Raw genomic sequence first — 23,148 nt, 5'->3', positions numbered from 1 at the left:
GTGTTATGCCTTGACCGCGCCCGCGATCAGGCCGTTGATGTAGTAGCGCTGAAGCAACAGGAAAAGCACCGCGCACGGCAGGATCGACAGCGTGATGCCCGCCTGCATCAGCCCCCAGTCGATCGCGCCCAGTTGCCCGCTCTGTGCATTGAGCAGCATCACGGGCATCGTGTAGTTCCTCGCATCGCCAAGCAGGATCAGCGCGGCAAGCAGTTCGTTCCAGGAACCAAAGAACGCGAACAGCCCCGCGGTCACGAGCCCCGGCAAGACGAGCGGCAGCATCACGATGCGCAGGGATTGCAGCGAGCTGCAGCCGTCGATCAGCGACGCCTCCTCGATCTCGCGTGGTACGGAGTCAAACGAGTTGCGCATCATGAACACCGCGAACGGCAACTGGAATGTCGTATAGACGAGTGCCAGGCCGAATAGCGTGCCTTGCAGGTGCAGCCAACGCAGCAGCACGAACAAGGGGTTCAGGATCGACTGGAACGGGATCATCAGCGTCGCGAGAATCACGATGAAGATCACATTGCGTCCGCGAAAACGAAAGCGCGAGAAACCGTAACCGCCGAGCGTACAGAGCACGAGTGTCATCGATACGGTCATCGCCGCGACCGAGGCGCTGTTGCCGAGGTAGCGCCAAATCCCTTCGCCGTAGCTCGCGAGATTGAAGTAGTTCTCGAACGACAGATGCGACGGAATCCATTTCGGCGGCGAAGCGCTCGCATCGGCGGGCGAATAGAACGACGTGAACGCCGACCACGCGATCGGAAACAGGAACAAGACCGTCAGTACGCCGCAGACCAGATAGTAGAGCGCGACAGCCGCCCTCGCCTTGATTCGCGCTGTGCGGCCACGATCCTGCATGACGGGCAGGTCCCCGGAACCGGAAGCCGTCGCCGGCGACGTCGAAGCCGTGCCCAAATCGCGATCGGCGGAACGCAGCGCATCACTCATGGTCGTCTCGCAGAAGGATCATCTGGATCACGCTCAACAACAGCAGCACGATCAGCAACACCACCGACATCGCCGCACCGTAGCCCAACTTGAAGTACGTGAACGAAGCGCGATAGATCCAATGGACCACCGTGATCGTGGTATTCATCGGCCCGCCGCGCGTCATCACATAGAACTGCTCGAACGCGAGGTAGGAACCGATGACCGCCATGATCAGGGCGAGCGCGAAGGTACGCCGCATCAGCGGCACCGTGATGTAGCGCTGCTGCGCCCACCAGCGTGCGCCGTCGATGCGCGCCGCGTCGTAAAGGTCCTGCGGAATCGCCTGCATGCCGACGAGCAGGATCACCATCGTGAAACCCGATGCCTTCCACAGGATCATCACGATCAGCGACCACAACGCCGAGTTCGTATCGCCGAACCATTGCACCGGTTCGTCGATGATCCCAAGCTGCATCAGCATCGCGCTGAAGATGCCGACCTGGTCGTTGTACATCCAGACCCAGAGCAGGCTCGCTGTCGTGAGGCCAATTACCACGGGCAGGAAGAACGCCGTGCGGAACAGACCGACGAAGCGCCGCGCGCGATTGACCAGCATCGCGAGCACGAACGCGACCACGAAGATCGCGGGCGTCACGAACAGGGTGTATTCCGTCGTGAACCACAGAGCCGCCCAGAACGAGGCGTCCTGCAGCAAGTCGAGGTAGTTCCTGAAGCCGGCGAAGCGCGCCACGCCCATCAATGGCCAGTTGTACAGCGACATGCCGAGCGTCATCACCAGCGGCACGAGAAAAAACACCACGGTGAAAACGACGCACGGCAACACGAACCAGTAACCTGCGCGATTGCGGTCGCGACCGCCCGGCGAGCCGGGCTTAGGCACGCGTCGGCGCAAGGCTGGCGTGGTGCTCTGCGATCCGAACAGGACGCCCATGATGATCGCGCTCCCTATTGCGTGTTCAGAATCTGCGTGAAGCGCACCTGCGCGGCCGCAATCGCGACATCCACACCTTTGCCGAACACGGCTTCCTGGATCATCGCGGCCCAGGGGCCGTTCGGATCGTTGATGAGCTGGTTGAATTTCGCGCTGTACGGTGTCTTGCCCTTGCTCATCGCGTCCGCGGCGAGTTCATAGCGCGTATCGAGCTTGCTGTAGGCGTTGGTCGCAAGGTCCAGGCGCACCGGGATGCTGCCGTTCTTCGCAAACTGTTCGATCTGCACCTGCTCGCTGAGGCACCACTGGATAAACTCCATGGCTTCCTTGCGATGGGCCGAGTGAACCGGAATCGCGATCGAGTCGCCTCCTGCGAAGCTCGACCACCCACCGCTCTGGCCTGGCAGGTAGGCAAGACCGAAGTCGATCTCAGGATGGCTCTTCTTCAGCACGCCGATCGAAAACGCGCCGGATCCGACCATACCGACCTTGCCCGACAGGAAGGCGTTGATGAAATTCGCGCCGCTGTCCGTCTTCGCGCTCGACGGCATGTCGCCCGCTTCCCACATGCGGCGATACATGGCAAGCGTGCCCTTGAGTGCGGGATTGTCGAGCGTCGCTGTCTTGCCATCCGCCGACAGCACGTCGCCGCCCGAGGCCCAGACATAAGGCGTCAATGTGAAGATGTTGCAGCCGCCGCAGGCGCCCGAGAAGTAGAAGCCCTTGACGCCGCCGCCGAGCGCGGTGATCTTCTTCGCGGCCGCCTCGAGTTCGGCCCAGGTCTTGGGCGGCTGGTCAGGGTTGAGACCCGCGCGCTTGAACAAGGTCTTGTTGTACAACAGCATCGAGCTTTCCGCACTGAACGGCAGCGCGTATTGCTTGCCCTCGTACATCGCGAGCCGCACATGCGAGGGGCTCAGGCTCTGGTTGAACGGCAGTTTCTTCGCGTCTTCCGTGATGTCGGCGAGCTGCCCGGCCTGCGAGAACGCCGGCACGTAAATCAGGTCGATCGCGAGAACATCGGGGCCTGCGCCGCCCGCCGATGCGGTGCCGAACTTCGTCACGAAATCGTCATTCGGTATCACGGTCAAATTGACCTTGGTCGGATGCGTGTCGTTCCACGCCTTGACGACCGGCGTAATAAAGCCCGAATCCGCCGCGCGTGCCCAGAACGAAATGCCGTCGTCGGCGTGCGCCGGCGAAGCGGTCAAAAGCGCTGCCGCTGCCCATAGAGAAAGCCATCGCTTATGGCGAACCATCAGTGTCCCCTCCTCGTTGTCGATGCGTCCTGCTGGCCTTCGCCAGCCTGCTGCCTGGGAGTGTGCGTCGTTCGTCGTTCGGGAAAACCCCCTGTGCATACAGAGGCGCTTTCCCGGTGAACGTGCTTATTTCTACCATTGCGCGTCGCAGCAAATTCTGGCTGTTTCCTGCCAACGCAAGGTATGCAAAGGTTGACATGCTCCCGCTGCGCTCACAAGATGAAGAAACCGCAGCAAAACAGGCCGATTCCGACTTTTTTTGAAATGGACGATTCGACACTTCGCTTGACGTCTACGCTGGGTCTCGAGGCCAGCAATGGGGGCTTGTTCGTCTCGCGCGGCACGGGGGTTCACCCTTCGCGCGTGATTCAGTCCTACGAGCTAATCTACGTGCGCCAGGGCTATCTCAATCTGCACGAGGAGGGTCAGCAATTCGAGGTCAGTGCAGGCGAGACATTGCTGCTGTGGCCCGGGCGGCTGCATGGGGGCACGTCTCCGTACGCACTCGATCTGCAGTTCTACTGGGTGCATTTCACCCTGCCCGCGATGCGTCGTGCGAAATCGGCCGAGTTGCTCGAAGTGCCCCGGTATGCGCGCATCGAACGGCGCGATCATCTGACCGGCTTGTTTCAGCGCCTGCTGAACGACCAGGAGATCTACGGCGTGCAGCCGCTGCCCGATAGCCTGACGATCCTGCTGATGCTCTGGGAGCTCACGCGTTCGCGCGTCGCGACGGCGACCCTCGATGGTGCGCCCCAACGGCTCGCGGCCAGTGCCGATCGCTGGATCCGCACGCATTTTCACGAGGCCATCGGCGCCTCGACGATCGCCGCGCAACTGGGCTGCAATGCGGATTATCTCGGGCGGGTGTTCCGGACTGTCTATGGCCGCACGCTGACCGATGCGGTCCACGAGCGGCGCATGCTCCATGCGGCAATCCTGCTGGCCGAGGGAAAGCTCACGATCGCACAGGTCGCCCATGACGCGGGGTTCGAGGACAGCGGGCACTTCCGTCGACTGTTCAAACGAAGCAAAGGGATGACGCCGAACGCGTTCCGGCGTCTTCACTTACGGGTTCACGTGAATACGGCGTAGCGGGAGGTATGATGAACGAGTACTCCCCGCTTTCTGATGTGGAATAAACCGCACACACGGCACGTTCATCGAGTACACGCAGTCCAACCCATGCACGGCATGGGCCGCTGCATGCATGCTCGTTCCACTGGAGGAGAAGCTAATGAAAGCTGTCCGTATTGTTCGTGTTGTTTCGATTGCGATGATAGTGATAAGCGCGGCACTGGCGGGCTGCCAGGGCAGTGGCATGTCAGGCACTTCGGGCTCCGGCTCGAGCGGTAGCTCGGGTGGTGGCTCAGGCGGCTACTGATCGCCTTGTCCGTATCGATGCGTAGCGCGCTGCGTCCGCCGCACGTCACGCAAGCCGCGTTCGACGCGGCACTCGATGCGTTCCGCATCGCTATCGGCGACGCGGCCGTCATCACCTCGACCGACGGCCTCGCCGTCTACCTCGACCCGTTTGCGCCGGGCGACGCGCGGCAGTATTCAGCATCCGCTGCGCTCATGCCGGCGAGCGTCGACGAGATCCGCGCGGTGCTCGTCACCGCGAATCGCTACCGCATTCCGCTGTGGACCGTCTCGACCGGGCGCAACTTCGCCTATGGCGGGGCTTCGCCTCGCATCGCCGGTTCGGTCGTACTCGACCTCAAGCGCATGAACCGGGTTCTCGAGGTCGACGAGACGCTCGCCTATGCCGTGGTTGAGCCCGGCGTCAGCTACTTCGATCTCTACCAGTATCTGCTTGCCCGGCACTCGTCGCTCTGGCTCGATCCGCCTGCGTCCGGATGGGGCAGCGTGGTCGGCAACACCCTCGAACGCGGCTTCGGCGCGACACCCTATGGCGATCACGCTGCGATGCAATGCGGCATGGAGGTCGTGCTCGCCAATGGCGACATCGTGCGCACCGGCATGGGCGCCATGCGCAACAGCAATTCATGGCAAGTCTTCAAGGCCGGCTTCGGCCCTTCGTACGACGACATGTTCATGCAGTCGAATTTCGGCATCGTCACGAAGCTCGGCATCTGGCTGATGCCGCGGCCCGCGGGGTATCGGCTCTGCCATTTCAAATTCCGCCATGACAGCGATCTTGCCGTGATCATCGATACGCTGCGCCCGCTGCGACTCGACGACACGATCCAGAGTCAGGCCGTGGTCGAGCACGCGATCCGTTGGGCCGCGGGTGTCTCGACGCGGCGACAGTGGTACGACGGCGCGGGCGCGATGCCGGATGCCGCCATTGATGCAATGGCAAGTGCGCTCGGTATCGGGCGGTGGAATCTGCGCTTCGGCCTGTATGGGCCGGAAGAACTCGTGGCAGCCCGCTTTCGCGTGATCGAGCGCGCGTTCGCGCGGATTCCCGATGCGCGGCTCGACGCCGATGGCTATATGAACGCGAGCTCGATGCCGAAGGGCGGCGGCGATGGCAGCCAGGTCGGCATTCCGAGCATGGCGGCATTCCAGTTGCTCAACTGGCGCGGCGGCAACGGCGCGCACGTCGACCTGTCGCCGATCTGTCCGCCGACCGGACGCGATGCGCTCGCACAGTATCAACGGGTCCGGGCGCGGGCCGCCGAGTACGGTTTCGACTACTACGGGGGATTTACGGTGGGGCCGCGTCATATGCATCACATCTTCGCCGCCATCTTCGACAAGGACGACGCGACGCAGACCCAGGCCGCGCGTGCGCTCATCGAGGCGCTGATCGAACAATTGGGTGCCGCGGGCTACGGCCAATACCGGACTCACCTCGCCTTTATGGATCTTGCGGCCTCACAATACGATTTCAACGATCATGCACTGATGCGCCTGAGCGAGAGGATCAAAGGCGCACTCGATCCGCAGGGCATCCTATCGCCGGGCAAGCAGGGGATCGGGGGCGCGCGGTTCAAGGATTGAGGGTCGGCAGGGGCTGAGACAATGATCGGGAGACGGCAGTTTCTGATTGCGACGGGATCGGTGATCGGCGGCGGAATCGCTTTGCCTCAGGCGGCATGGTCCGCGTGGCGGACGGCCATGGCGCCCTCTGCCTTGCCGGTGACATGGCCGGCTGGCGACGTGTTTGACGGGGTGCAAGACAGGGGCAAGGCGCTGAGTCCAGGTGAGCCGGCGATCGGCGAATCCCCCGCGGCACCCGCCTCGCGTGCGCTCTTGATCTTCGATCCTGCGATCGCCCTGGCATGTGCCGTCGCAGCACAGGCCCGGCGCAACGGCGAATTCGCATTACCACTCGAAGGCGATGCGGGCACATTCTGGTATCGCTCGATCCTGCCGCTCCTACAGCAGGATGCTCGAGCACCAGCCCCCGGCGGCTTCACGCCTGAAAATCTCGGCAGCGGCGCCCCCGGACCTCACAACGGCGACGTCTTCGAACACCGGATCGCGATGACCGGCCTCACACCGCACGCGGCATTCTTCGTGCTCTCCACGCTCGCAATGGGGGCCGGCATGGGCGTCTCGAGCCGTCGCCTGATTGGTGCCGACGACGACCCGCACCTGGTCGCCTGGCACTTCGAACTCCGCATGACCGCGTAGAGGCGCTAAGATCTGACCCGCTTCCACAACAACATCACAATCACGGAGACGATCGAGATGGACCTCAAACTCACAGGCAAGGTCGCGGTACTGACTGGTGCAAGCGTCGGTATCGGCCTCGCGGTCGCGGAGAGTTTCGCGGCCGAGGGCGTGCACCTCGTGTTGGCCGCACGCCAGGCTGAGCGCCTCACGCAGGCCGCCCAGCGCATCGCCGCCCAATACGGCGTGCAGGCCTTGCCGGTCGCCTGCGACGTCGCGACGGCCGCCGGCGTCGACCAGCTGGTCGCTGCGGCGGAACAGACCTTCGGCGGCGCCGACATCCTGTTCAACAATGCGGGCACCGGCAGCAACGAGACGATCATGGATGCGCCCGACGAAAAATGGCAATCCTACTGGGACCTTCATGTGATGGCCGCGGTGCGTCTCGCGCGCGGCCTCGTGCCTGCGATGAAGCGGCGCGGCGGCGGTGCGATCCTGCACAACGCGTCGATCTGTGCGCTCCAGCCGCTGGGCTACGAGCCAATCTACAACGTGACCAAGGCCGCGCTGATGATGTTCTCGAAGAATCTCGCCAACGAAGTGATCGGCGACAACATCCGGGTCAACACGATCAATCCCGGGCTGGTGCTGACACCCGACTGGATCAAGACCGCCCGGCAATTGACGCAATCCTCCGGCGGCGACTGGGAGGCGCATCTGGCAGGCGTAGCCCACGAACATGCGCCGATCAAACGATTCGCGAGCCCGCAGGAAATCGCGGACTTCATCGTATTCCTCTGCTCGGAAAGAGCGAGCTACAGCGTCGGCGCGACCTATTTCGTCGACGGCGGGATGTTGAAGACGGTGTGAGCCGGGGAGACCCGTTTTTCCCACACAAGGCAAGACTTACATAGCGCTCGACTGCGCGTAGGAGAGGGCCGGCACGCATCCCGGCCCTTCTCCGCCTCCAATGCACGCAAGATAGCCAAGCCGGAAACTCGCGCCTTGCCACACACCGCGTGACCCGAGTCAAGCGATCCATTTGCAGAGCTTGCGGGAGTGGAGAAACCCGCGCCGCGCCAGCCAGGTGGCATGTTTGTTGCATCGCTACGAGTTCAACTTCGTGGGGCGCGCAATGGCACATATGATCTGGAAAGGCGCGATCAGCTTCGGTCTCGTACACGTGCCGGTACAACTCTACCCGGCCACACAGAGCGAACGTATCGGCTTCAACCTGCTCGACAAACGCACGATCGATCCGATCGGCTACAAGCAGATCAACAAGCGCACGGGCAAAGAAGTCCCACGCGAGAACATCGTGCGTGGCTTCGAGTACGAAAAGGGCAAATACATCATCCTCAGCGATGCGGAAATCCGCTCGGCGAATCCCGAGTCGACGCAGACGGTGGATATTGTCGCTTTCGTCGACGCTCCCGAAGTCTCGTTCTTCTTTCTCGATACGCCCTACTACCTCGTGCCCGATCGCAAGGGCGAAAAAGTTTACGCGCTGTTGCGCGAAGCCATGAAGGCCTCCGGCAAGATCGGCATCGCGAATGTCGTCATGCACAACAAGCAGCATCTGGCTGCCTTGATCCCGGCGGGTCCCGTACTGGTGCTCAACACGCTGCGCCGCGCCGACGAGGTCCGTTCGACCGAAGAACTGAAACTTCCCGCCGAAGGCAGCAAGGCCGCCGGCATTACGCCACGTGAACTCGATATGGCGAAAAAGCTCATCGACGACATGAGCGAGACCTTCGATCCGTCGAGCTATCACGACACCTTCCACGACGACATCCTTGCGCTCGTCGACAAGAAGATTCGCGCGGGCAAGACCGAAGAAATCGACGAAACCGAAGCCGCCGAGGAAAAACCACGCTCGGCCGATATTCTCGACCTGTCCGACCTGCTCAAGCGCAGCCTTGGACAACGCAAGGGCAAGAGCAGCCGGACGCCCGATGACGATGAGCGCGACGCCCCCGCCCGCAAGACGCCGAAACGCCGGCGCGCTGCGGGGTAGGCGGACGACGACCCCGCCCAGGCGCAGGAGGATGTCGAAACGATGGCTGGCAAACTCGAAACCTACAACCAGAAGCGGCGCTTCAACGAGACACCGGAACCCGCGGGCGAGGCGGCGCGCAAGCGTGCCGCGCGCACTCGCGGCACGGCGAGCGCACCGAGCCTGTCATTCGTGATTCAGGAGCACCACGCGCGGCGCCTGCACTACGATTTCCGGCTCGAACTCGACGGCACGCTCAAGTCTTGGGCGATCCCCAAAGGACCGAGTCTCGATCCATTAGTCAAGCGGCTTGCGGTTCATGTCGAAGATCATCCGATCGAATATGGTTCGTTCGAGGGCGAAATTCCCCCCGGCAACTATGGCGCGGGTTCGGTCATCGTATGGGACCGCGGCAGTTGGCGACTCGCCACCGAAGAAAACGCGCTGGCCGCCTACCAGGCCGGCAAACTCAAGTTCAGGCTCGACGGCGAGAAACTGCACGGTGGCTGGACGCTCGTGCGCAGCCATATGAGGGGAAGCGGCGACAAGGAGCAGTGGCTGCTGATCAAGGAGCGCGATGAGGAGGCCCGCAACGAGGCGGAATTCAACGTGCTCGAAAAGCGCCCGGGCAGCGTGCTCGATGCGGCTCCCAAGCCTGCTCGTCAAAAAGCCGCTGCAACGAAGACCGCTAAAAAGGCCGCCAAAACCGCTCACCAGGATAGAGAGACGGCCTCCGCTCGCAGCGAGCGTGTGCTGACCCGCAGCCATGCCACGCTGCCCTCGACGCGCGGCAAGAACAGCCGGCCCGACATCGTCTCGACACGCAGCACCGGATCGCTGCGAGAGCTCGCCAGCCATCCCGCGATCAAGGGTGCGGTGAAGGCCACCCTCCCCTCCACCTTCAAGCCTCAACTCGCAACGCTCGTCGACACAGCGCCCTCCTCGGGCGACGACTGGTCATACGAGATCAAGTTCGACGGCTATCGCGTTCTCGTTCGCATCGAAACCCGTCAAGGCGAGCCGCATGCGCGCATCTTCACGCGTGCCGGCAACGACTGGACCGAAAAATTCGGCCGCCTCGCCACAGCCTTTACCGAGCTCGGCATCGAGAGTGGCTGGCTCGACGGAGAGGCAGTCGTGCTCGACGATGACGGCCTGCCCGATTTCCAGGCGCTGCAGAACGCCTTCGATATTGCGCGACCGCAGGACATCGTGATCTACCTGTTCGATGTCCCCTTCCTGAACGGCTATGACCTGCGCGACGTGCCGCTCGTGCAACGCCGCGCGATCCTGCGCGCCCTGCTCGAGGACACCGAACCCCTGCACCTGCGCTTCTCCGAAGACTTCCCTTTCAGCGCCGACGAATTGCTCAGGAGCGCCTGTGCGATGTCGCTCGAAGGCATCATCGGCAAACGGCTCGACAGCGGCTATGCATCGCGCCGCTCGTCTTCATGGATCAAGCTCAAATGCCGGCGCCGGCAGGAGTTCGTGATCGGCGGCTATACCGAACCGTCGGGCAGCCGCACACAATTCGGCGCGCTGCTGCTGGGCGTTCACGATTCGCATGGCAAGCTTCAGTATGCGGGCCGCGTAGGCAGCGGCTTCACTGCAAGCACCCTGCGCGCAGTCCACCAGCAGCTCGAGCGCCATGTGAGCGACACGATGCCTTTTGCAAAGGCCCCCTCCGAGCGCAGTCGCACCCCGGTTCACTGGGTCGAGCCCAAGCTTGTGGCCGAATGCAATTTTGCCGAGTGGACCGATGAACGCATCGTCCGTCAGGCGTCTTTCGTGAGCCTGCGCAACGACAAGCCCGCGAAACAGATTGTCAGGGAAGCACCCGTCAAAGGAGCGACCGTGCAAAACTCATCCGCACATGAAGCTGCCCCGGCTCGCGCGAAAACGCCATCGGCATCCGCCCCGTCGAAGACCGTGTCGAAGTCGACCGAGAAAGCGCCCGTGACGCGGTCCACGCTGACATCCACAACGGAGTCCGCGCCCAAATCCGCCATAAAGTCCCGTTCAAACACGAGCGACAACACGATCGCGGGCGTGAGGATCACCCATCCCGACCGGGTCATCGACAAGCAGAGTCAGGCACGCAAGATCGACCTCGCGCGCTACTACGAATCAGTCGCGCAGCGGATGCTGATCGAGCTCAAGGACCGCCCGCTCGCGCTAGTCCGTGCGCCCGACGACATCGGTGGGGAGCTGTTCTTCCAGAAGCATAGCCAGCGCCTCGCCATTCCCGGCGTCACGCAACATCCGGGACTCGATCCCGGCCATTCGGCGCTGATGACGCTCGACACGGTCAAGGCGGTGGTCGGCGCGGCCCAGATGGGCACCGTCGAAATGCATACATGGAATGCCCTGGCGTCGGCAATCGAGAAGCCCGACCGGATGGTCTTCGACCTCGACCCCGACCCCGTGCTCGGCTGGGACCGCATGATCGAAGCCGCGCAGCTGACGCGTACGCTGCTCGAAGAACTCGGCCTGAGCGCATTCTGCAAGACAAGCGGCGGCAAAGGGCTGCATGTGGTGGTACCGCTTGCGAAACAGGCCGGTTGGGATGAGGTCAAGGCGTTCACACAGGGTGTCGCCCAGCATATGGCCGCGACGCTTCCGGATCATTTTTCGGCAAAGATGGGGGCACAGAACCGCAGGAAGAAGATCTTCATCGACTATCTGCGCAATAACCGCGGTTCAACGACGGTTGCGGCCTTCTCCGCGCGCGCGCGGCCGGGGCTGGGCGTATCGGTGCCAATCGCCTGGGACGAACTCCCTCAGACGACAGCAGGCGACCAATGGAACATTACCAACGTCCACGAACGCCTCGATAGCCTCGAGGCCGACCCTTGGGCCGCCTATCCAAAGTCGCGGCAACGCCTGACTGCCGCGATGAAAAAGCGCCTCGACCTCGACAAGGGACGCTAGCAGCACGCTGCAGGCACCCCCACCCTGCTTGCGACGGACGCAGCAGCGCCGGACTCCACCGAAACCAGGAGACTCGCCATGAAAGTCGCTCAACAGAAACCCGCCAACGCCCTCCCGAAGGATCCCGCGGGCAAGCATGCCGCGCCGCGTGGCCGCCGCGATCATGAGGACGTCGCGCCCTTGCCACACGAGACGGACCAGGATGCCGAGTCGCAGCACGAACAGGGCACCCGGCGCGTGGGCCGACAGGCTCACCAGGACCTTGCGCGCGGCCTGACCGATACCGATCGCCGCGGCGGCGATGCGTACCAGCAGCAAACACAGAACGACGCGAATGTGAACACCGCCACGCCCGCGCAAAAGGGAACGCAGCGCAAAGGAACGCCAGAACAGAAAGCGACACGCAAACCCTAGCCGGGCCCGCGGATTGCTGGTCGAAGGACAGGGCGCATCGCCCCGAATGCTTACTTTTAGGAGGCCACCATGCGTACTCGGCACACTGAGCAACACCCGAGCAGTAGCAAGGCTGAAAAGAACGTCGACAAGGCTATCGAGGATACCTTTCCAGCCAGCGATCCGCCGTCCATCGGCGGTGTGACGAAAATCAAGCAGCCTGCCCCGAACAAGGAGGCCACTAAAAAATCCACTAAGCAAAAGCGTTCTCACTAGGGCGCTTGCCCGCCGGGGGCATTGCTGCGATGTTTCCCAGCTCTCCCTGGCCTTCTGCACTTGCCGGCCGCCCATCGATCCTGTCGATGCGGCCGGCTTTCTTATGCGGCGGCGCGTACCGCATTGCGCCCTTCCGCCTTCGCGCGGTAAAGCGCCCTGTCCGCCTTGGCAATCAGTTCGGCCAGGCTTTGTACATCGGGCGCATCCGACAAAGCGACACCGATGCTCACGGTCACCGAACCATGCGAATGATAGGCGTGAGCGAGGCCCCGTCGCACGACGCCGTCGCGGATCAGTTCGGCGACCTCCAGGGCGCCGTGCGCATGCGTATCGGGCAGGGCCACGACAAATTCCTCGCCGCCATATCGCCCGATGCTGTCCGACGGGCGGCGCAGGCAGTCGGTGATCGACTGCGCGACGACCGCGAGGGCCTTGTCGCCGGCCGCATGACCATAGTGATCGTTATAGGACTTGAAGGCGTCGACATCGATGAACAGGATGCCGAGCGTGCGCCCGTCGCGTTTTGCACGGCGCCATTCGCGCGCGAGTGTCGCATCGAGCGCATGCCGATTCGACACGCCGGTGAGTCTGTCTTGCGTGGCCTGCTCGATCAGTTTTTGCTGGTTGCGTGCGCGCTCGCGCAACTCATGCGCAAGCAACGAGGACACGCAGACAAACACCGCGCTGAAGACCACCATGAGGCCGCCGATGATGATCGAGCGCCGCCGCCAGTTCTCAAGGATATCGTCTTCGGCCGGTGCGACGACCGCGATCACCGGCACACCGGGGATCCGGGCATAGCTGTACAGACGCCGCACGCCCTCAGTAGGGTCCTGCCCGGTGAATGTGCCGGATGCCGCGCTCTGGAAGCGCTTGAAGTTCACCGAGCCAATCATGCTGCGCCCTACGACGTTCGAGTGGTCGGGCTGGCGGCTGATGACCGAGCCGTCTTCACAAACCAGCAGCAACACACCGTGCGCCCCCACGTCGAGCCCCGCGAGCAAATCATGGAAATAGTCGATGCCGATGGCGACGAGCGCGACTCCGCCGAATGCGCCGTTGGGCAGGGACACGCGACGGGAAAGCACCACGATCCAATGATCATGAGTCAGGCGCGAGCGAAACGGGCCGCTCAGATAGAGGCCGACGTTCGGATTCTCGCGATGGATGGTGAAGTACTCACGGTCCGAGAAATTGCCTTTGCGAGGCACCGGGTTTGCCGAATCGATCAACACCTTGCCCTGGGCGTCGAGCACCAGCAAGGCCCCCACGTATCGGGCCTGCACCGAGCGGTCGAACAGGACCGCTCGCTGCAGCGAGGACGGCAAGGCCATGACATCGCTGCGCTGCGAGCCTTCGAGCGCCGCCTGCAGCGATAGATCATACAACTCGACGTTGCGTGAGATGTCCTTCTGGAGGATGAGCAAGAGGTTTTGCGAGGTCTTCCGCGCACCCTGCAACGCCTCCTGCCGGCCTTCGTAAAGCGCCATCATGCATAGGCTCAGCATGATGAGCGCGACGCCCGAGCCAATCAGCGTGACAAAGCGGTGAAAACGTGCAAGGCGAAAAAAGCGCCGCGCGGCCGACGCCGCGCGGCGCTCCTGAATACCGTCGAGCTGGGGAAAACGGCCAAACATACCGATGCGAAAAGGTGGAAAGTGACGACGGACGCTATTGTAGGGGGCGCACGGGCCCGCATCGAATGCCTAGCGCTCCTGCATGTCGTTTTCCGGCATTTTTCCACTCTCGCGTACCGACCGGAATCCGTTGAGTCGGGATTCAGGCCGTTTCCTCAAGCACGATCTGGACTTTGACGTCCGAGGCGAGGCCGCGCGACGCTTCGTCAAATGCATTCACCCCGTCCTTGAACGAGAACGAACGCGAGATGAAAGGCTTGACGTCGATGCGCCCCGAGGCAATCAGCTGAATCGCGCGCGGGAAGATGTTGGCATAGCGGAACACCGATTCGATTCGGATTTCCTTGCACTGGATCGCGACGATGTCCATCTCGACCTTCTTCGGCGGCATGCCGACCAGCACGAGGCAACCGCCCGGGCACAGCAAGTCGGTAATGTTCTCGAAGGCCTTGGTGCTGCCGGTCGCCTCGAACACGATGTTGGCGCCCCACCCTCCGGTGAGTTCAGCCACCACGTCGAGGGCCTTGTGCGAACGCACGTCGACCGTCGTCACGCCCGGCGTATCGCCGATCAACGCCAATTTCTCGGGCACGAGATCGCAGACGATCACACGACTGCAACCGCCCGCGAGCGCTGCGAGCGTCGTCATCATGCCGATCGTGCCGGCACCGATCACGACCGCGACGTCGCCCGGCTTGATCGCCGCCTTCTTGGCCGCCTGCAGGCCGATCGAGAGCGGCTCGACGATCGCGCCTTCGGCAAAACTCACCGTGTCGGGCAGCTTGAACGTAAAGGCCGCGGGGTGGACCACGAACGGCGTCAGGCAGCCGTGAATGGGCGGCGTCGCCCAGAAGCGCACGGCCGGGTCGAGGTTGTACATGCCTTCGCGCGTCGCGCGCGAATCGGCGTCGGGCACGCCGGGTTCCATGCAGACCCGGTCGCCCGGCTTCAGGTTCGAGACTTCGGCCCCGACCTCGACGACCGTGCCGGACGCCTCGTGTCCGAGCACCATCGGCTCATTGACGACGAACGGGCCGATGCTGCCATGCTGAAAGTAATGGACATCGCTGCCGCAGATGCCGACCGTGTGGATCCGAATCTTCACGTCGCGCGGACCGACGACTTGCGGCAGTGCGATATCGCGTAGCGTGATGCGATGGGCTTCTTCCAGAACCAGGGCTTCCATTCGTCAATCCTTTCTTTAAAGGGGCGAAACGTATGCGCCACCTTGAATAAGTTCGACTGAACCGTCAATTGCGTTTCCGGCGACAGGGCGGAATGATTTTTTCAGGCATCGGCCAGCAATTCAGTGCCCCTCGTCATGGACCGACAACAGGCTCTTCACAGCAATCACGCCCAGCACTTCTCGAGCGAGGTGCTCGCCTGCTTTCCGGCAAGCGAGCGCCACGCGATGGGATTGCGCGTCGAACGGCCGTGCACGCTTTATGCGTGGTGCGACACTTCGACGGGGGGCGTGCCTTCGTGGAAGTATTGCTTCAGTTGTGAACGGAGTTCGGGCGAATCTTCATGCTTGTGAACCGAGACCGCATGCTGCACGGCAGCTTCCAGCAATTCACTGTCGGAATCCGCGGAGAGCGCGACCGTGCAGTTCATCTCACTCGGGTATTCGCGGCAATCGATGTATTTGCGCGTCATCATGACCTCCTTAACGCGGGTCGGGAGGGGCCCGCACCGATCACCGCCGACACGTCGCGCGGATTGAGTCGAACACCCTCGCGTCGCATTGGGCGGGTGGCTTTGAAGTATAGGTCGGGGGTAGGGATTCGGCACGGTTTAAGGCCGGACGGCCGCGGGAGCCCCCCTATTCAAGATCCCCGTACCGTCCCGGGCCGCATTCGTCTCAATGAATGTGGCGATGATGAATGTCCGGATAGTGAGCATGAGTGTGGGTCATCGGCGCGTGCCGATGAGGATGCACATGGGGTTCTTCACCATCCCATTCAAAGTCGTGGGCGTGCTGGTGGTGCTCGTCGTGTCGGTGACGATGGTTGTGGAGCAGCAGTTCATGCGTATGCGCGTGTTCGTGCCGCTCGCGAACATGAAGCCAAATCCCTATGGCCATGAACGCAGCCGCGACCCAGAAGAGCAACGGTGGCATTTCCGGCCAGAGGACGAGCGACAACGCAACACCGAAGAGCGGCGCAATCGAGAAATACGCTCCGGTGCGGGCGGTACCCAGATTGCGAAGCGCCACGACAAAGAGCACGAGACTGACGCCATAGCCTGCGAAGCCGGTCAGCATGGCGGCGGCTGTCCTGCCGGCGCCCGGAACATGCGCCCCCAGCAAAAGCGCAATGCTCAGATTAACGGAACCGGCTACCAGTCCCTTCAAGCACGCAATCACCATCGCGTCGTTCGTCGATACTTTGCGCGTCAGGTTGTTATCGATGGCCCAGGCGATGCAGGCAGCGACGACAAGCAGTGCGCCCGTCGACAATCCCGCCGCACCGGGTTGCCAGGACAGCGCCACCCCGCCGGCCACGATAGCGGCCATGCCGAGGAGGATCCGGGAGTCCACGTTCTCGCGGAAAACCACCCAGGCAATCAGCGCTGTAAATACGCCTTCAAGGTTCAGCAGCAAGGCACTCATTGCAGCGGGTGTCGTGGCGAGCCCCAGCATCAGCAGCGCGGGTCCCGCAATGCCTCCCGCCGCAATGGCGCCTGCCGGCCACGGCAGTTCGGCGAGCTGAATTCGACTTTCGTTTTGCCGCTCGGCCGCCTTGCGACGAAGCCGCCGAATGAGGATTCCGATGGCTAGCCCGAGGCCGCTGCCCAAGTAGAAGAGGCCCGCGACCATGAAAGGCGACAGTGAGCCTAGCAGCGTTTTTGCGAGCGGCGTTGTCACCCCGAACAACGCCGCTGCGAGGAGTGCCGTCAAGGCGGCATGGGGACGCGCGTTCACGAAATCTGAAATCTCAAACTATTTGCCCGGTCTCGGGCAATTCTACGCGGGATCGACTTCAGGCATCCGGAGGTGACAGGCTCCATCATGATGCTGGTGCAATCGCGAGCATCCAGCGAGATCCGGCCGACGTCCTCACGTGCAGATCAGACCCCTAGAAACGCCGCCGCGCAGAGGGCCACGCCCAGCGCGCCCATGCCGATCGAGACGCGCCTGAGCCAACGCTTACGGGTCAACAACGTGATCGCCGTCAGTGCGATGGAAATTTGGATCAATGTGGTCGCCTGCGCCCATCGGTGATGTTGATGAAACAGCGCTTCGCTCGTCGCGTTGTCCTTGTCGACTTCTTTCTCAATGGCCTCGGCGTGTACCCGGATCGGCTCCTTCTCGGATTTGTATCGGGCGGCCTCCGACACAAAGTGGGCGTGCGAGTCAGAAGACGATGTGCTGAGCGCGGCGCCCAATTCGGCGAGATTCTGTTTTTCGCCTTTTGCCTGATAGTAGGCCCACTGATTGGCCGCTTCGGTCTTGTGAATCGCGGCTTCGTTCTTGTAGTACAGCGCGAGATTCTCGTTTGTGCCGCTCTGGTAAGACGTCATCGCGCCGATGGAGGCGAGGATCGCGGTCATTACCGCCATTCGCGCGGCGCTCGGGTCGGAGTCATGTGCGCCCGCATGCTCGACAGCGTGGTCGTGAGGGCCGTGAACTTCAAAATCGTCGGACATAGTGCGCTGAAAGCAAAAAAACGAAGCTTACCGCATGGACCCTTTCACTTTCGTTCAATACGCGGTGAGGCGCACTGTCGCACTGTGCCGTGTGGGTGAATTCGCGACAGTCATGCCTGGGCGCCAATTTGCAGACCCTGGTGGCCTTCAATCAGACGAACGACTCATGGCATCACAGGAAAGGCCAGCTCGCCGTCTCGTCGTCTTTCGGCAGAGACGGCGACGATTGTGTGCGGGTCGCTTGTTCGAGCGCGACAACTGCCTGCGCAATGGCCTCCGTCGTCGCCAGGGTGTTGATCACACCGGTTCGCAAGGCACCCAGGACCGCTGTGGTTTTCGTGCTTTCGCTCGCCACCGCGATGACGTTCGGAATGTGCTTCAGGTCTTCCATGCTCAGGCCGATCACCCGGTCCCTGACCGACGTGACCGCGGGCTTGCCGTTCAGGTCGATGAAGCAGTAGCCCATCAGGTCGCCAACGGCGCCTCCACGGCGAAGTTCGGCAATCTCCTCAGGCGAGAACCAGCCCGTGCGCACCATATTGCTGTCTTCATTGATATCGCCGACACCGATCAACGCGACATGCGCTCTTCTGGCCTTGCCGAGGGTCTGCTTGACCGCATCGTTCTCGAGCAGGGCTTGCCGCACGTCGGGAGCATTCACCAGCGCGGGTGCATACAAGGTCTCGCTCTCACCGCCGAGACGCGCAGCAAGCCGCCGACAAATATGATCCGCATTCATGCTCTCGCCGCCGCGATAAAACCCGCCGGTCGCGCAGACGAACGTCGAGGCGCGTTGAATCGACGATATCGAGTGTTGGGAAATAGCATTGATATTGCGGCCCATGCCGACCGCGATGATCATGTCGTTGGCGAGGACACGATCCAGATGGCTCGCGACCAGACCCGCCAGCATCTCGCGCTGCTTGTCCTGATCCTTGTGAGTGATGGACAGGATGGCGCGGTCGATCCCGAAGCGTGTGATCAACTCGCGCTCGAGACCGCGTGTATCGCTCGGATGATGCTTGACGCGAATTTCGACGATACCCTCTTCCTGCGCGCGCTTGAGCAAGCGGCCGATCTTCGCTCTCGACAGCGAAAACTGCTTGGACAGGTCTTCCTGGGTCAGGCCATCAACATAATAAAGCGTGGCCAGGCGAGTCAATTCGTCAGTGGTCATATCGCTCCCTTTGCAACGCTGCTCGAATCGCCCCACTCTTCTATCGAACAGCCCCCTCAGTTCATGGTCTCTTGTCGCCAGCAGCCAACGGCTGCTTCAGGCTTTCTTCATATTCGGTGATCCGGTCGACTTTGGCGGCGGAGCGGCCACCGTCAAATCGAGCACCCAGCCATGTGTCGACGATCGCCTTGGCCAGTTCGGAGCCGACGACCCGCGAACCGAGCGTGATGATCTGCGCGTTATTGCTCCTCATCGCGCGTTCGGCGGAATACGTGTCGTGACACTGAGCGGCACGAATGCCGGATACCTTGTTGGCGGAAATCGCCATGCCAATTCCGGTGCCACACAGCAGGACCGCGCGCTCCGATTCACCCCGCACGATACTTTCGGCGACCGCGAACGCGATGTTCGGGTATTGGACAGGCTGCGTATCGTACGTCCCGAAATCGGTCACGTCCAAGCCTTTCTCGATCAAGTGCCGCTTGATTAGCTCCTTCAGTTCAAAGGCAGCCTCGTCACATCCGATCGCCAAATTCATCTCGCATCTCCTGATTCTTTTAAATTGCAGTCTACGCTGATCAAATGAGCATTGATGATCAAATTCTCAATGACACGGGAAATGCTGTCAAGGCGCCATCAATCCACATCGCTTATATTTGATTTTCTCGATCACCAATTGAGCAGTTTTTTTGATCGATATGGGGTTAACTATTATCGGGTTAACCCTTCTAATCTCATTATTGACAGGCCAGTACGGCCAACCTAGGATTCACAGCGTTGATCAAATGTTCATCAATGCACAAATGGTGGAGACACGATGAGCGACTTTCTTCTGGAAGCGCATGGCCTTCAAAAGTCGTTCGATGGCGTTCCGGCGCTCGAAGATGGCCGTTTGAGCCTGCGCCGCGGCAGCGTCCACGCGCTTTGCGGCGGTAATGGAGCGGGCAAGTCGACGTTCCTGAGTATCGTGATGGGCATCATCCAGCGCGATGCCGGACGCATTCTGCTCAATGGACGCGAAGTCAATTTCAATTCGCCCGCCGAAGCCCTGGCAAATCGAATAGCGATCATCACGCAGGAGTTGTCGCCGATTCGCGCGATGACCGTTGCGGAGAACCTCTACCTCGGGCGCGAGCCGCGGCGAGCCGGCGCCTTGGTCAAGTTCAACGCGCTTGCGCGGCAAGCCCAGGATCTGCTCGACCACCTTGGCTTTCCAGTCGACGCCCGCGCGCAGGTGGACTCGCTCAGCCTCGCGCAGATTCAACTCGTCGAGATTGCCAAGGCGTTCAGCCGCGATTGCGACGTGATGATCATGGACGAGCCGACTTCGGCAATCGGCGAGTCCGAGACGGAAGTCCTGTTCGGCGCGATCCGCAATCTGACTGCGCGGGGCGCGGGCATTATCTATGTCACCCATCGTCTTTCCGAGATATTCCGGATCGCGGACGACTACTCCGTGTTCCGCGATGGCCGATTCGTCGAGAGCGGCCGCATGGCCGATATCGATCGCGCGCATCTGGTCAGCACGATCGTCGGACGCAAGCTCAACACGACTGAAAAGATTCGCCGTACGACGGGCGAGCCGGTCCTGGAATCGACGGCGCTTTCAAGAACGACGGAATTCAACGACATCTCGCTGAGCGTTCACGCGGGTGAAGTGCTCGGCATCTACGGGCTCATGGGATCGGGGCGGAGCGAATACCTGAACTGCCTCTATGGCCTCACGAGTCCCGAGCGCGGCGAAATCAGGTTCAAGGGGCGCAAACTCGCCGTTGGAAAACCGCGCAAGGCGATCCAGGCCGGTATCGCGCTCGTCACCGAGGACCGCAAGGAAACGGGGCTTGTGCTGTCCTCGTCCGTGCGAGACAACATCTCGCTTTCCGCCTATCCGTCGCTCTCGCGCTTTTCCCTGATCAACTTCCGCAAAGTCAAGGCACTGGCGCAGTCGATGGTCGAACGCATGCGCATCAAGACCAGTTCCCTGTCGCTCGCGGTGTCCTCGATGAGCGGGGGCAACCAGCAGAAGGTCGTCTTGGCCCGTTGTCTGTCGACCGATCCCACCTGCCTGTTATGCGATGAGCCGACGCGCGGTATCGACGAGGGCGCCAAGCGCGAGATCTACAAGCTTCTCGGCGACTTTGTGTCGCAAGGCGGGGCGGCGATCGTCGTGTCATCCGAAACCCAGGAGATTCTCGACGTCAGCGACCGCATCGCCATTTTCAAATCGGGGCAGTTGGTCTCAGTGATCGACGGCCATCTTGCCAGCCAGGAAGACCTTTTGCATCTCGCCTCATGAATACTCAAACTTCGCCCGTCAACGTCGTGCGCCAGGGCCGCGCTGCACATATGCAGCAACTCTACCGACGATACGGCATCGTTGCCGTACTGATCCTGCTGTGCATCGTACTGACTTTCTCGAACCAGTATTTCCTGACCTGGGGCAATATCGCCGACATCCTGCGCCAGACCTCGATCAACGGCATTCTCGCGGTCGGCATGACCTATGTGGTCCTGACCTCGGGTATCGATCTGTCGGTCGGCTCGACGCTGGCGCTTGCCGGCATGGTCAGTGCGAGCGTGATCACCGGCGCCCATCCGCACGGTGTGGCACTGGGCCTCTTGTCCGGCCTGGTGGTCGGGGGCCTGGTCGGCGCGGTGAACGGCGTTCTCGTGGCACGCTTCGCCGTACCTTCGTTTGTCGCCACGCTCGGCATGCTGAGCGTCGCGCGAGGGCTGACCTTCATCTACAGCGGCGGCATGCCGATCGCCGATCTGCCCGACGACTTCCTGAGCACGGGCACGGGTACGCTCGCCGGCATCCCGGTGCCCGTGATCATCTTCGCACTGGTGGTCCTGCTGTTCTGGTTCATCTTGCGCTACACGACCTATGGCCGCTATGTCTATGCCGTGGGCGGCAATGTGAAAAGCGCGAAGACGAGCGGCATCTCGACCGGCAAGATCATCTTTTCCGTGTACGTGATCGGCGGCATCCTCGCTGGCCTGGCCGGCATCATCCTGGCGGCGCGCACGACATCGGCACTGCCGCAGGCCGGCCTGTCCTATGAACTCGACGCCATCGCCGCCGTCGTGATCGGAGGCACCAGCCTGTCGGGCGGCTCTGGCTCGCTCGGCGGCACCGTGGTCGGCGCCCTGCTGATCGGCGTGATCAACAACGGATTGAATCTGCTCGGCGTGTCCTCGTATTACCAGCAAGTCGTGAAGGGCGTCATCATCGTCGGTGCCGTCCTTCTCGATGCATCCCGCAAGAAGTCCTAGCCGTATCCGCAACAGACACATTTAGAAAACCTGAGGAGACAGTGATGGCATCACTGAAGAAAGCTGTTTTGGTGTGTGCATTGGCCGGTATGGCCGCCACCGCCGTGCAAGCGAAACCCATCCGCATCGGCGTCATGCCGTATGGCCTGAAAGCCGAGTTCATGCAGATGTGGACCAATGCACTCAAGCAGGATCCCGCTGTCAAGGACGGCACGGTCGATCTCGTCGTGTTCGACGGCAACTACGACGCGCTCACGCAGAGCAATCAGTTCGACACCATGATCACGCAGAAATACGACGCGATCATCTTTGCGCCGATCGACAAGAATGCGGGCGCCGCCGATGTGGCGAAGGCCATGGCCGCGCATATCCCGGTGATCGGATCGAACACGCATGTGTCGGGCGACAAGCTCACGTCGTATGTGGGCAACGACGACGTGGTGGCCGGCCGCATGGAAGCCGAAGCGATCGTCAAGGCGATCGGCGGCAAGGGCAACGTCGTGATCATCGAAGGGCCGATCGGGCAATCCGCGCAGATCGATCGCTCCAAGGGCATCGACGAAGTGCTGGCCCAGCACAAGGACGTCAAGGTCCTGCAAAACAAGACCGCCAACTGGTCGCGCGCCGAAGCGCTGGCACTCGTCGAAGACTTGCTGACCTCGCACCCCGGCCAGATCAACGGCATCATCGCCGAGAACGATGAGGAAGCGCTCGGTGCGATCCAGGCGATGAAGTCGAAGGGCCTCGATCCGAAGAAGATTCCGGTGGCTGGCGTCGACGGCGTTGCCGATGGCATCCAGGCCGCCAAGCGCGGCGAGATGACGACCTTCTTCCAGGACGCGAAGGCGCAATCGCAGGGCGCGCTCGATGTGGCATTGCGCGTGACGCTGGGTGCGTCGTACAAGCCGCGCTCGGACATCTGGGCGGAATACGGCGACAAGATGCCGTGGAACGGCGGTACGGCCAAGAACTATACGGTGCCCTGGACCCAGGTCACCCAGGCCAATGCCGATGCCATCCTGAAGAAGGTCCACGAAGTCGCGCAATAGGCGACAAAGCGGGCAAGCAAGAGAATAGAC

At 62.0% G+C, this 23,148-nt stretch carries 22 protein-coding genes; 12 read left to right on the top strand and 10 right to left on the bottom strand.

The genetic code is table 11. The features are described from left to right. Window positions 1-3: 3 nt before the first annotated feature. The 3 genes from HV670_RS16435 to HV670_RS16425 are packed head-to-tail and all read right to left on the bottom strand — an operon-like array spanning window position 4 to window position 3,150. The gene (locus HV670_RS16435) at window positions 4-957 is read right to left on the bottom strand and encodes a carbohydrate ABC transporter permease (RefSeq protein ID WP_217478441.1); all 954 of its coding nucleotides are present in this window, start codon (window positions 955-957) and stop codon (window positions 4-6) included. Further along, entirely contained in the window at window positions 950-1,891 is a 942-nt protein-coding gene (locus HV670_RS16430) for a carbohydrate ABC transporter permease (RefSeq protein ID WP_175105860.1), read from the bottom strand. The genes HV670_RS16435 and HV670_RS16430 overlap by 8 nt, the downstream gene beginning before the upstream one ends. A 14-nt stretch (window positions 1,892-1,905) precedes the next feature. Continuing rightward, entirely contained in the window at window positions 1,906-3,150 is a 1,245-nt protein-coding gene (locus HV670_RS16425) for an ABC transporter substrate-binding protein (RefSeq protein WP_175105859.1), read from the bottom strand. Between the two features lie 116 nt (window positions 3,151-3,266). On the opposite strand from HV670_RS16425, the gene HV670_RS16420 reads away from it, so the two are divergent. The 9 genes from HV670_RS16420 (at window position 3,267) to HV670_RS16380 (ending at window position 12,331) form a co-directional block, all read left to right on the top strand. Further along, a complete protein-coding gene (locus tag HV670_RS16420; RefSeq protein ID WP_175105858.1) occupies window positions 3,267-3,413 on the top strand; it encodes a hypothetical protein in 147 nt (48 codons plus the stop codon). 22 nt (window positions 3,414-3,435) lie between these two features. After that, window positions 3,436-4,245: a helix-turn-helix domain-containing protein gene (locus tag HV670_RS16415; RefSeq protein WP_175105857.1), complete on the top strand. Its 810-nt coding sequence runs from the start codon at window positions 3,436-3,438 to the stop codon at window positions 4,243-4,245. Window positions 4,246-4,551: 306 nt separating this feature from the next. Beyond that, window positions 4,552-6,120, top strand: coding sequence for an FAD-binding oxidoreductase (locus HV670_RS16410; protein ID WP_175105899.1), 1,569 nt, complete (start codon window positions 4,552-4,554; stop codon window positions 6,118-6,120). A gap of 117 nt (window positions 6,121-6,237) precedes the next feature. Then, window positions 6,238-6,756 (top strand): hypothetical protein, encoded by a 519-nt coding sequence (locus HV670_RS16405; RefSeq protein WP_175105856.1) that lies wholly within the window; start codon window positions 6,238-6,240, stop codon window positions 6,754-6,756. Between the two features lie 57 nt (window positions 6,757-6,813). Then, window positions 6,814-7,605, top strand: coding sequence for an SDR family NAD(P)-dependent oxidoreductase (locus HV670_RS16400; RefSeq protein ID WP_175105855.1), 792 nt, complete (start codon window positions 6,814-6,816; stop codon window positions 7,603-7,605). A 265-nt stretch (window positions 7,606-7,870) separates the two neighbouring features. Further along, window positions 7,871-8,752: a non-homologous end joining protein Ku gene (gene ku, locus HV670_RS16395; protein ID WP_175105854.1), complete on the top strand. Its 882-nt coding sequence runs from the start codon at window positions 7,871-7,873 to the stop codon at window positions 8,750-8,752. A 42-nt stretch (window positions 8,753-8,794) separates the two neighbouring features. Continuing rightward, window positions 8,795-11,662, top strand: coding sequence for a DNA ligase D (gene ligD, locus HV670_RS16390; RefSeq protein ID WP_175105853.1), 2,868 nt, complete (start codon window positions 8,795-8,797; stop codon window positions 11,660-11,662). A 78-nt stretch (window positions 11,663-11,740) separates the two neighbouring features. After that, window positions 11,741-12,076: a hypothetical protein gene (locus tag HV670_RS16385; protein ID WP_175105785.1), complete on the top strand. Its 336-nt coding sequence runs from the start codon at window positions 11,741-11,743 to the stop codon at window positions 12,074-12,076. A 69-nt stretch (window positions 12,077-12,145) separates the two neighbouring features. Beyond that, on the top strand, window positions 12,146-12,331 hold the full coding sequence (locus tag HV670_RS16380; protein WP_175105852.1) for a hypothetical protein: 186 nt from the start codon (window positions 12,146-12,148) through the stop codon (window positions 12,329-12,331). Window positions 12,332-12,432: 101 nt separating this feature from the next. Here the strand turns inward: HV670_RS16380 and HV670_RS16375 are convergent, their stop codons facing one another. The 7 genes from HV670_RS16375 to rpiB all read right to left on the bottom strand — a co-directional run bounded on the left by HV670_RS16375 (window position 12,433) and on the right by rpiB (window position 19,331). Then, window positions 12,433-13,968 carry a sensor domain-containing diguanylate cyclase gene (locus tag HV670_RS16375; RefSeq protein ID WP_175105851.1) on the bottom strand — a complete coding sequence of 512 codons (1,536 nt, stop codon included), beginning with the start codon at window positions 13,966-13,968 and terminating at the stop codon, window positions 12,433-12,435. A gap of 142 nt (window positions 13,969-14,110) precedes the next feature. Continuing rightward, a complete protein-coding gene (locus tag HV670_RS16370; protein WP_175105850.1) occupies window positions 14,111-15,154 on the bottom strand; it encodes an NAD(P)-dependent alcohol dehydrogenase in 1,044 nt (347 codons plus the stop codon). Between the two features lie 257 nt (window positions 15,155-15,411). Continuing rightward, window positions 15,412-15,624, bottom strand: a complete 213-nt coding sequence (locus HV670_RS16365) for a DUF1059 domain-containing protein (RefSeq protein WP_175105898.1) — start codon at window positions 15,622-15,624, stop codon at window positions 15,412-15,414. Window positions 15,625-15,829: 205 nt separating this feature from the next. Further along, the gene (locus HV670_RS16360) at window positions 15,830-16,891 is read right to left on the bottom strand and encodes a DMT family transporter (RefSeq protein WP_175105849.1); all 1,062 of its coding nucleotides are present in this window, start codon (window positions 16,889-16,891) and stop codon (window positions 15,830-15,832) included. A 146-nt stretch (window positions 16,892-17,037) separates the two neighbouring features. Beyond that, complete coding sequence (locus HV670_RS16355) at window positions 17,038-17,616, bottom strand: DUF4337 domain-containing protein (RefSeq protein WP_175105848.1); 579 nt, start codon at window positions 17,614-17,616, stop codon at window positions 17,038-17,040. A gap of 172 nt (window positions 17,617-17,788) precedes the next feature. After that, the gene (locus HV670_RS16350; RefSeq protein WP_175105847.1) at window positions 17,789-18,793 is read right to left on the bottom strand and encodes a sugar-binding transcriptional regulator; all 1,005 of its coding nucleotides are present in this window, start codon (window positions 18,791-18,793) and stop codon (window positions 17,789-17,791) included. 61 nt (window positions 18,794-18,854) lie between these two features. Further along, window positions 18,855-19,331: a ribose 5-phosphate isomerase B gene (gene rpiB, locus HV670_RS16345; protein ID WP_175105846.1), complete on the bottom strand. Its 477-nt coding sequence runs from the start codon at window positions 19,329-19,331 to the stop codon at window positions 18,855-18,857. A 279-nt stretch (window positions 19,332-19,610) separates the two neighbouring features. Between rpiB and HV670_RS16340 the strand changes: the two genes are divergently transcribed. Genes HV670_RS16340 through HV670_RS16330 form a run of 3 tightly spaced genes read left to right on the top strand, consistent with a single transcriptional unit; the run spans window position 19,611 to window position 23,118 of the window. Continuing rightward, window positions 19,611-21,089, top strand: coding sequence for a sugar ABC transporter ATP-binding protein (locus HV670_RS16340; RefSeq protein WP_175105845.1), 1,479 nt, complete (start codon window positions 19,611-19,613; stop codon window positions 21,087-21,089). Further along, entirely contained in the window at window positions 21,086-22,069 is a 984-nt protein-coding gene (locus HV670_RS16335) for an ABC transporter permease (RefSeq protein ID WP_175105844.1), read from the top strand. Before HV670_RS16340 ends, HV670_RS16335 begins: the two co-directional genes overlap by 4 nt. Window positions 22,070-22,113: 44 nt before the next feature. Next, window positions 22,114-23,118 (top strand): substrate-binding domain-containing protein, encoded by a 1,005-nt coding sequence (locus tag HV670_RS16330; protein ID WP_175105843.1) that lies wholly within the window; start codon window positions 22,114-22,116, stop codon window positions 23,116-23,118. Window positions 23,119-23,148 lie beyond the last annotated feature (30 nt).

It is taken from the genome of Pararobbsia alpina, assembly GCF_902859895.1.
Lineage (GTDB): Bacteria > Pseudomonadota > Gammaproteobacteria > Burkholderiales > Burkholderiaceae > Pararobbsia > Pararobbsia alpina.
The sequence above is the reverse complement of the archived record's forward strand: the minus strand, read 5'-3'. Positions and strand labels throughout refer to the sequence as shown.

What these genes read in the sequence shown, in the direction of transcription:
- HV670_RS16350 (WP_175105847.1), bottom strand. Translation starts at nt 18,793, where the DNA reads ATGACCACTGACGAATTGACTCGCCTGGCCACGCTTTATTATGTTGAT.
- HV670_RS16385 (WP_175105785.1), top strand. Translation starts at nt 11,741, where the DNA reads ATGAAAGTCGCTCAACAGAAACCCGCCAACGCCCTCCCGAAGGATCCC.
- HV670_RS16380 (WP_175105852.1), top strand. Translation starts at nt 12,146, where the DNA reads ATGCGTACTCGGCACACTGAGCAACACCCGAGCAGTAGCAAGGCTGAA.
- HV670_RS16365 (WP_175105898.1), bottom strand. Translation starts at nt 15,624, where the DNA reads ATGACGCGCAAATACATCGATTGCCGCGAATACCCGAGTGAGATGAAC.
- HV670_RS16335 (WP_175105844.1), top strand. Translation starts at nt 21,086, where the DNA reads ATGAATACTCAAACTTCGCCCGTCAACGTCGTGCGCCAGGGCCGCGCT.
- HV670_RS16370 (WP_175105850.1), bottom strand. Translation starts at nt 15,154, where the DNA reads ATGGAAGCCCTGGTTCTGGAAGAAGCCCATCGCATCACGCTACGCGAT.
- ligD (WP_175105853.1), top strand. Translation starts at nt 8,795, where the DNA reads ATGGCTGGCAAACTCGAAACCTACAACCAGAAGCGGCGCTTCAACGAG.
- rpiB (WP_175105846.1), bottom strand. Translation starts at nt 19,331, where the DNA reads ATGAATTTGGCGATCGGATGTGACGAGGCTGCCTTTGAACTGAAGGAG.
- HV670_RS16405 (WP_175105856.1), top strand. Translation starts at nt 6,238, where the DNA reads ATGGCGCCCTCTGCCTTGCCGGTGACATGGCCGGCTGGCGACGTGTTT.
- HV670_RS16400 (WP_175105855.1), top strand. Translation starts at nt 6,814, where the DNA reads ATGGACCTCAAACTCACAGGCAAGGTCGCGGTACTGACTGGTGCAAGC.
- HV670_RS16425 (WP_175105859.1), bottom strand. Translation starts at nt 3,150, where the DNA reads ATGGTTCGCCATAAGCGATGGCTTTCTCTATGGGCAGCGGCAGCGCTT.
- HV670_RS16410 (WP_175105899.1), top strand. Translation starts at nt 4,552, where the DNA reads ATGCGTAGCGCGCTGCGTCCGCCGCACGTCACGCAAGCCGCGTTCGAC.
- HV670_RS16355 (WP_175105848.1), bottom strand. Translation starts at nt 17,616, where the DNA reads ATGTCCGACGATTTTGAAGTTCACGGCCCTCACGACCACGCTGTCGAG.
- HV670_RS16435 (WP_217478441.1), bottom strand. Translation starts at nt 957, where the DNA reads ATGAGTGATGCGCTGCGTTCCGCCGATCGCGATTTGGGCACGGCTTCG.
- HV670_RS16430 (WP_175105860.1), bottom strand. Translation starts at nt 1,891, where the DNA reads ATGGGCGTCCTGTTCGGATCGCAGAGCACCACGCCAGCCTTGCGCCGA.
- HV670_RS16375 (WP_175105851.1), bottom strand. Translation starts at nt 13,968, where the DNA reads ATGTTTGGCCGTTTTCCCCAGCTCGACGGTATTCAGGAGCGCCGCGCG.
- HV670_RS16330 (WP_175105843.1), top strand. Translation starts at nt 22,114, where the DNA reads ATGGCATCACTGAAGAAAGCTGTTTTGGTGTGTGCATTGGCCGGTATG.
- ku (WP_175105854.1), top strand. Translation starts at nt 7,871, where the DNA reads ATGGCACATATGATCTGGAAAGGCGCGATCAGCTTCGGTCTCGTACAC.
- HV670_RS16340 (WP_175105845.1), top strand. Translation starts at nt 19,611, where the DNA reads ATGAGCGACTTTCTTCTGGAAGCGCATGGCCTTCAAAAGTCGTTCGAT.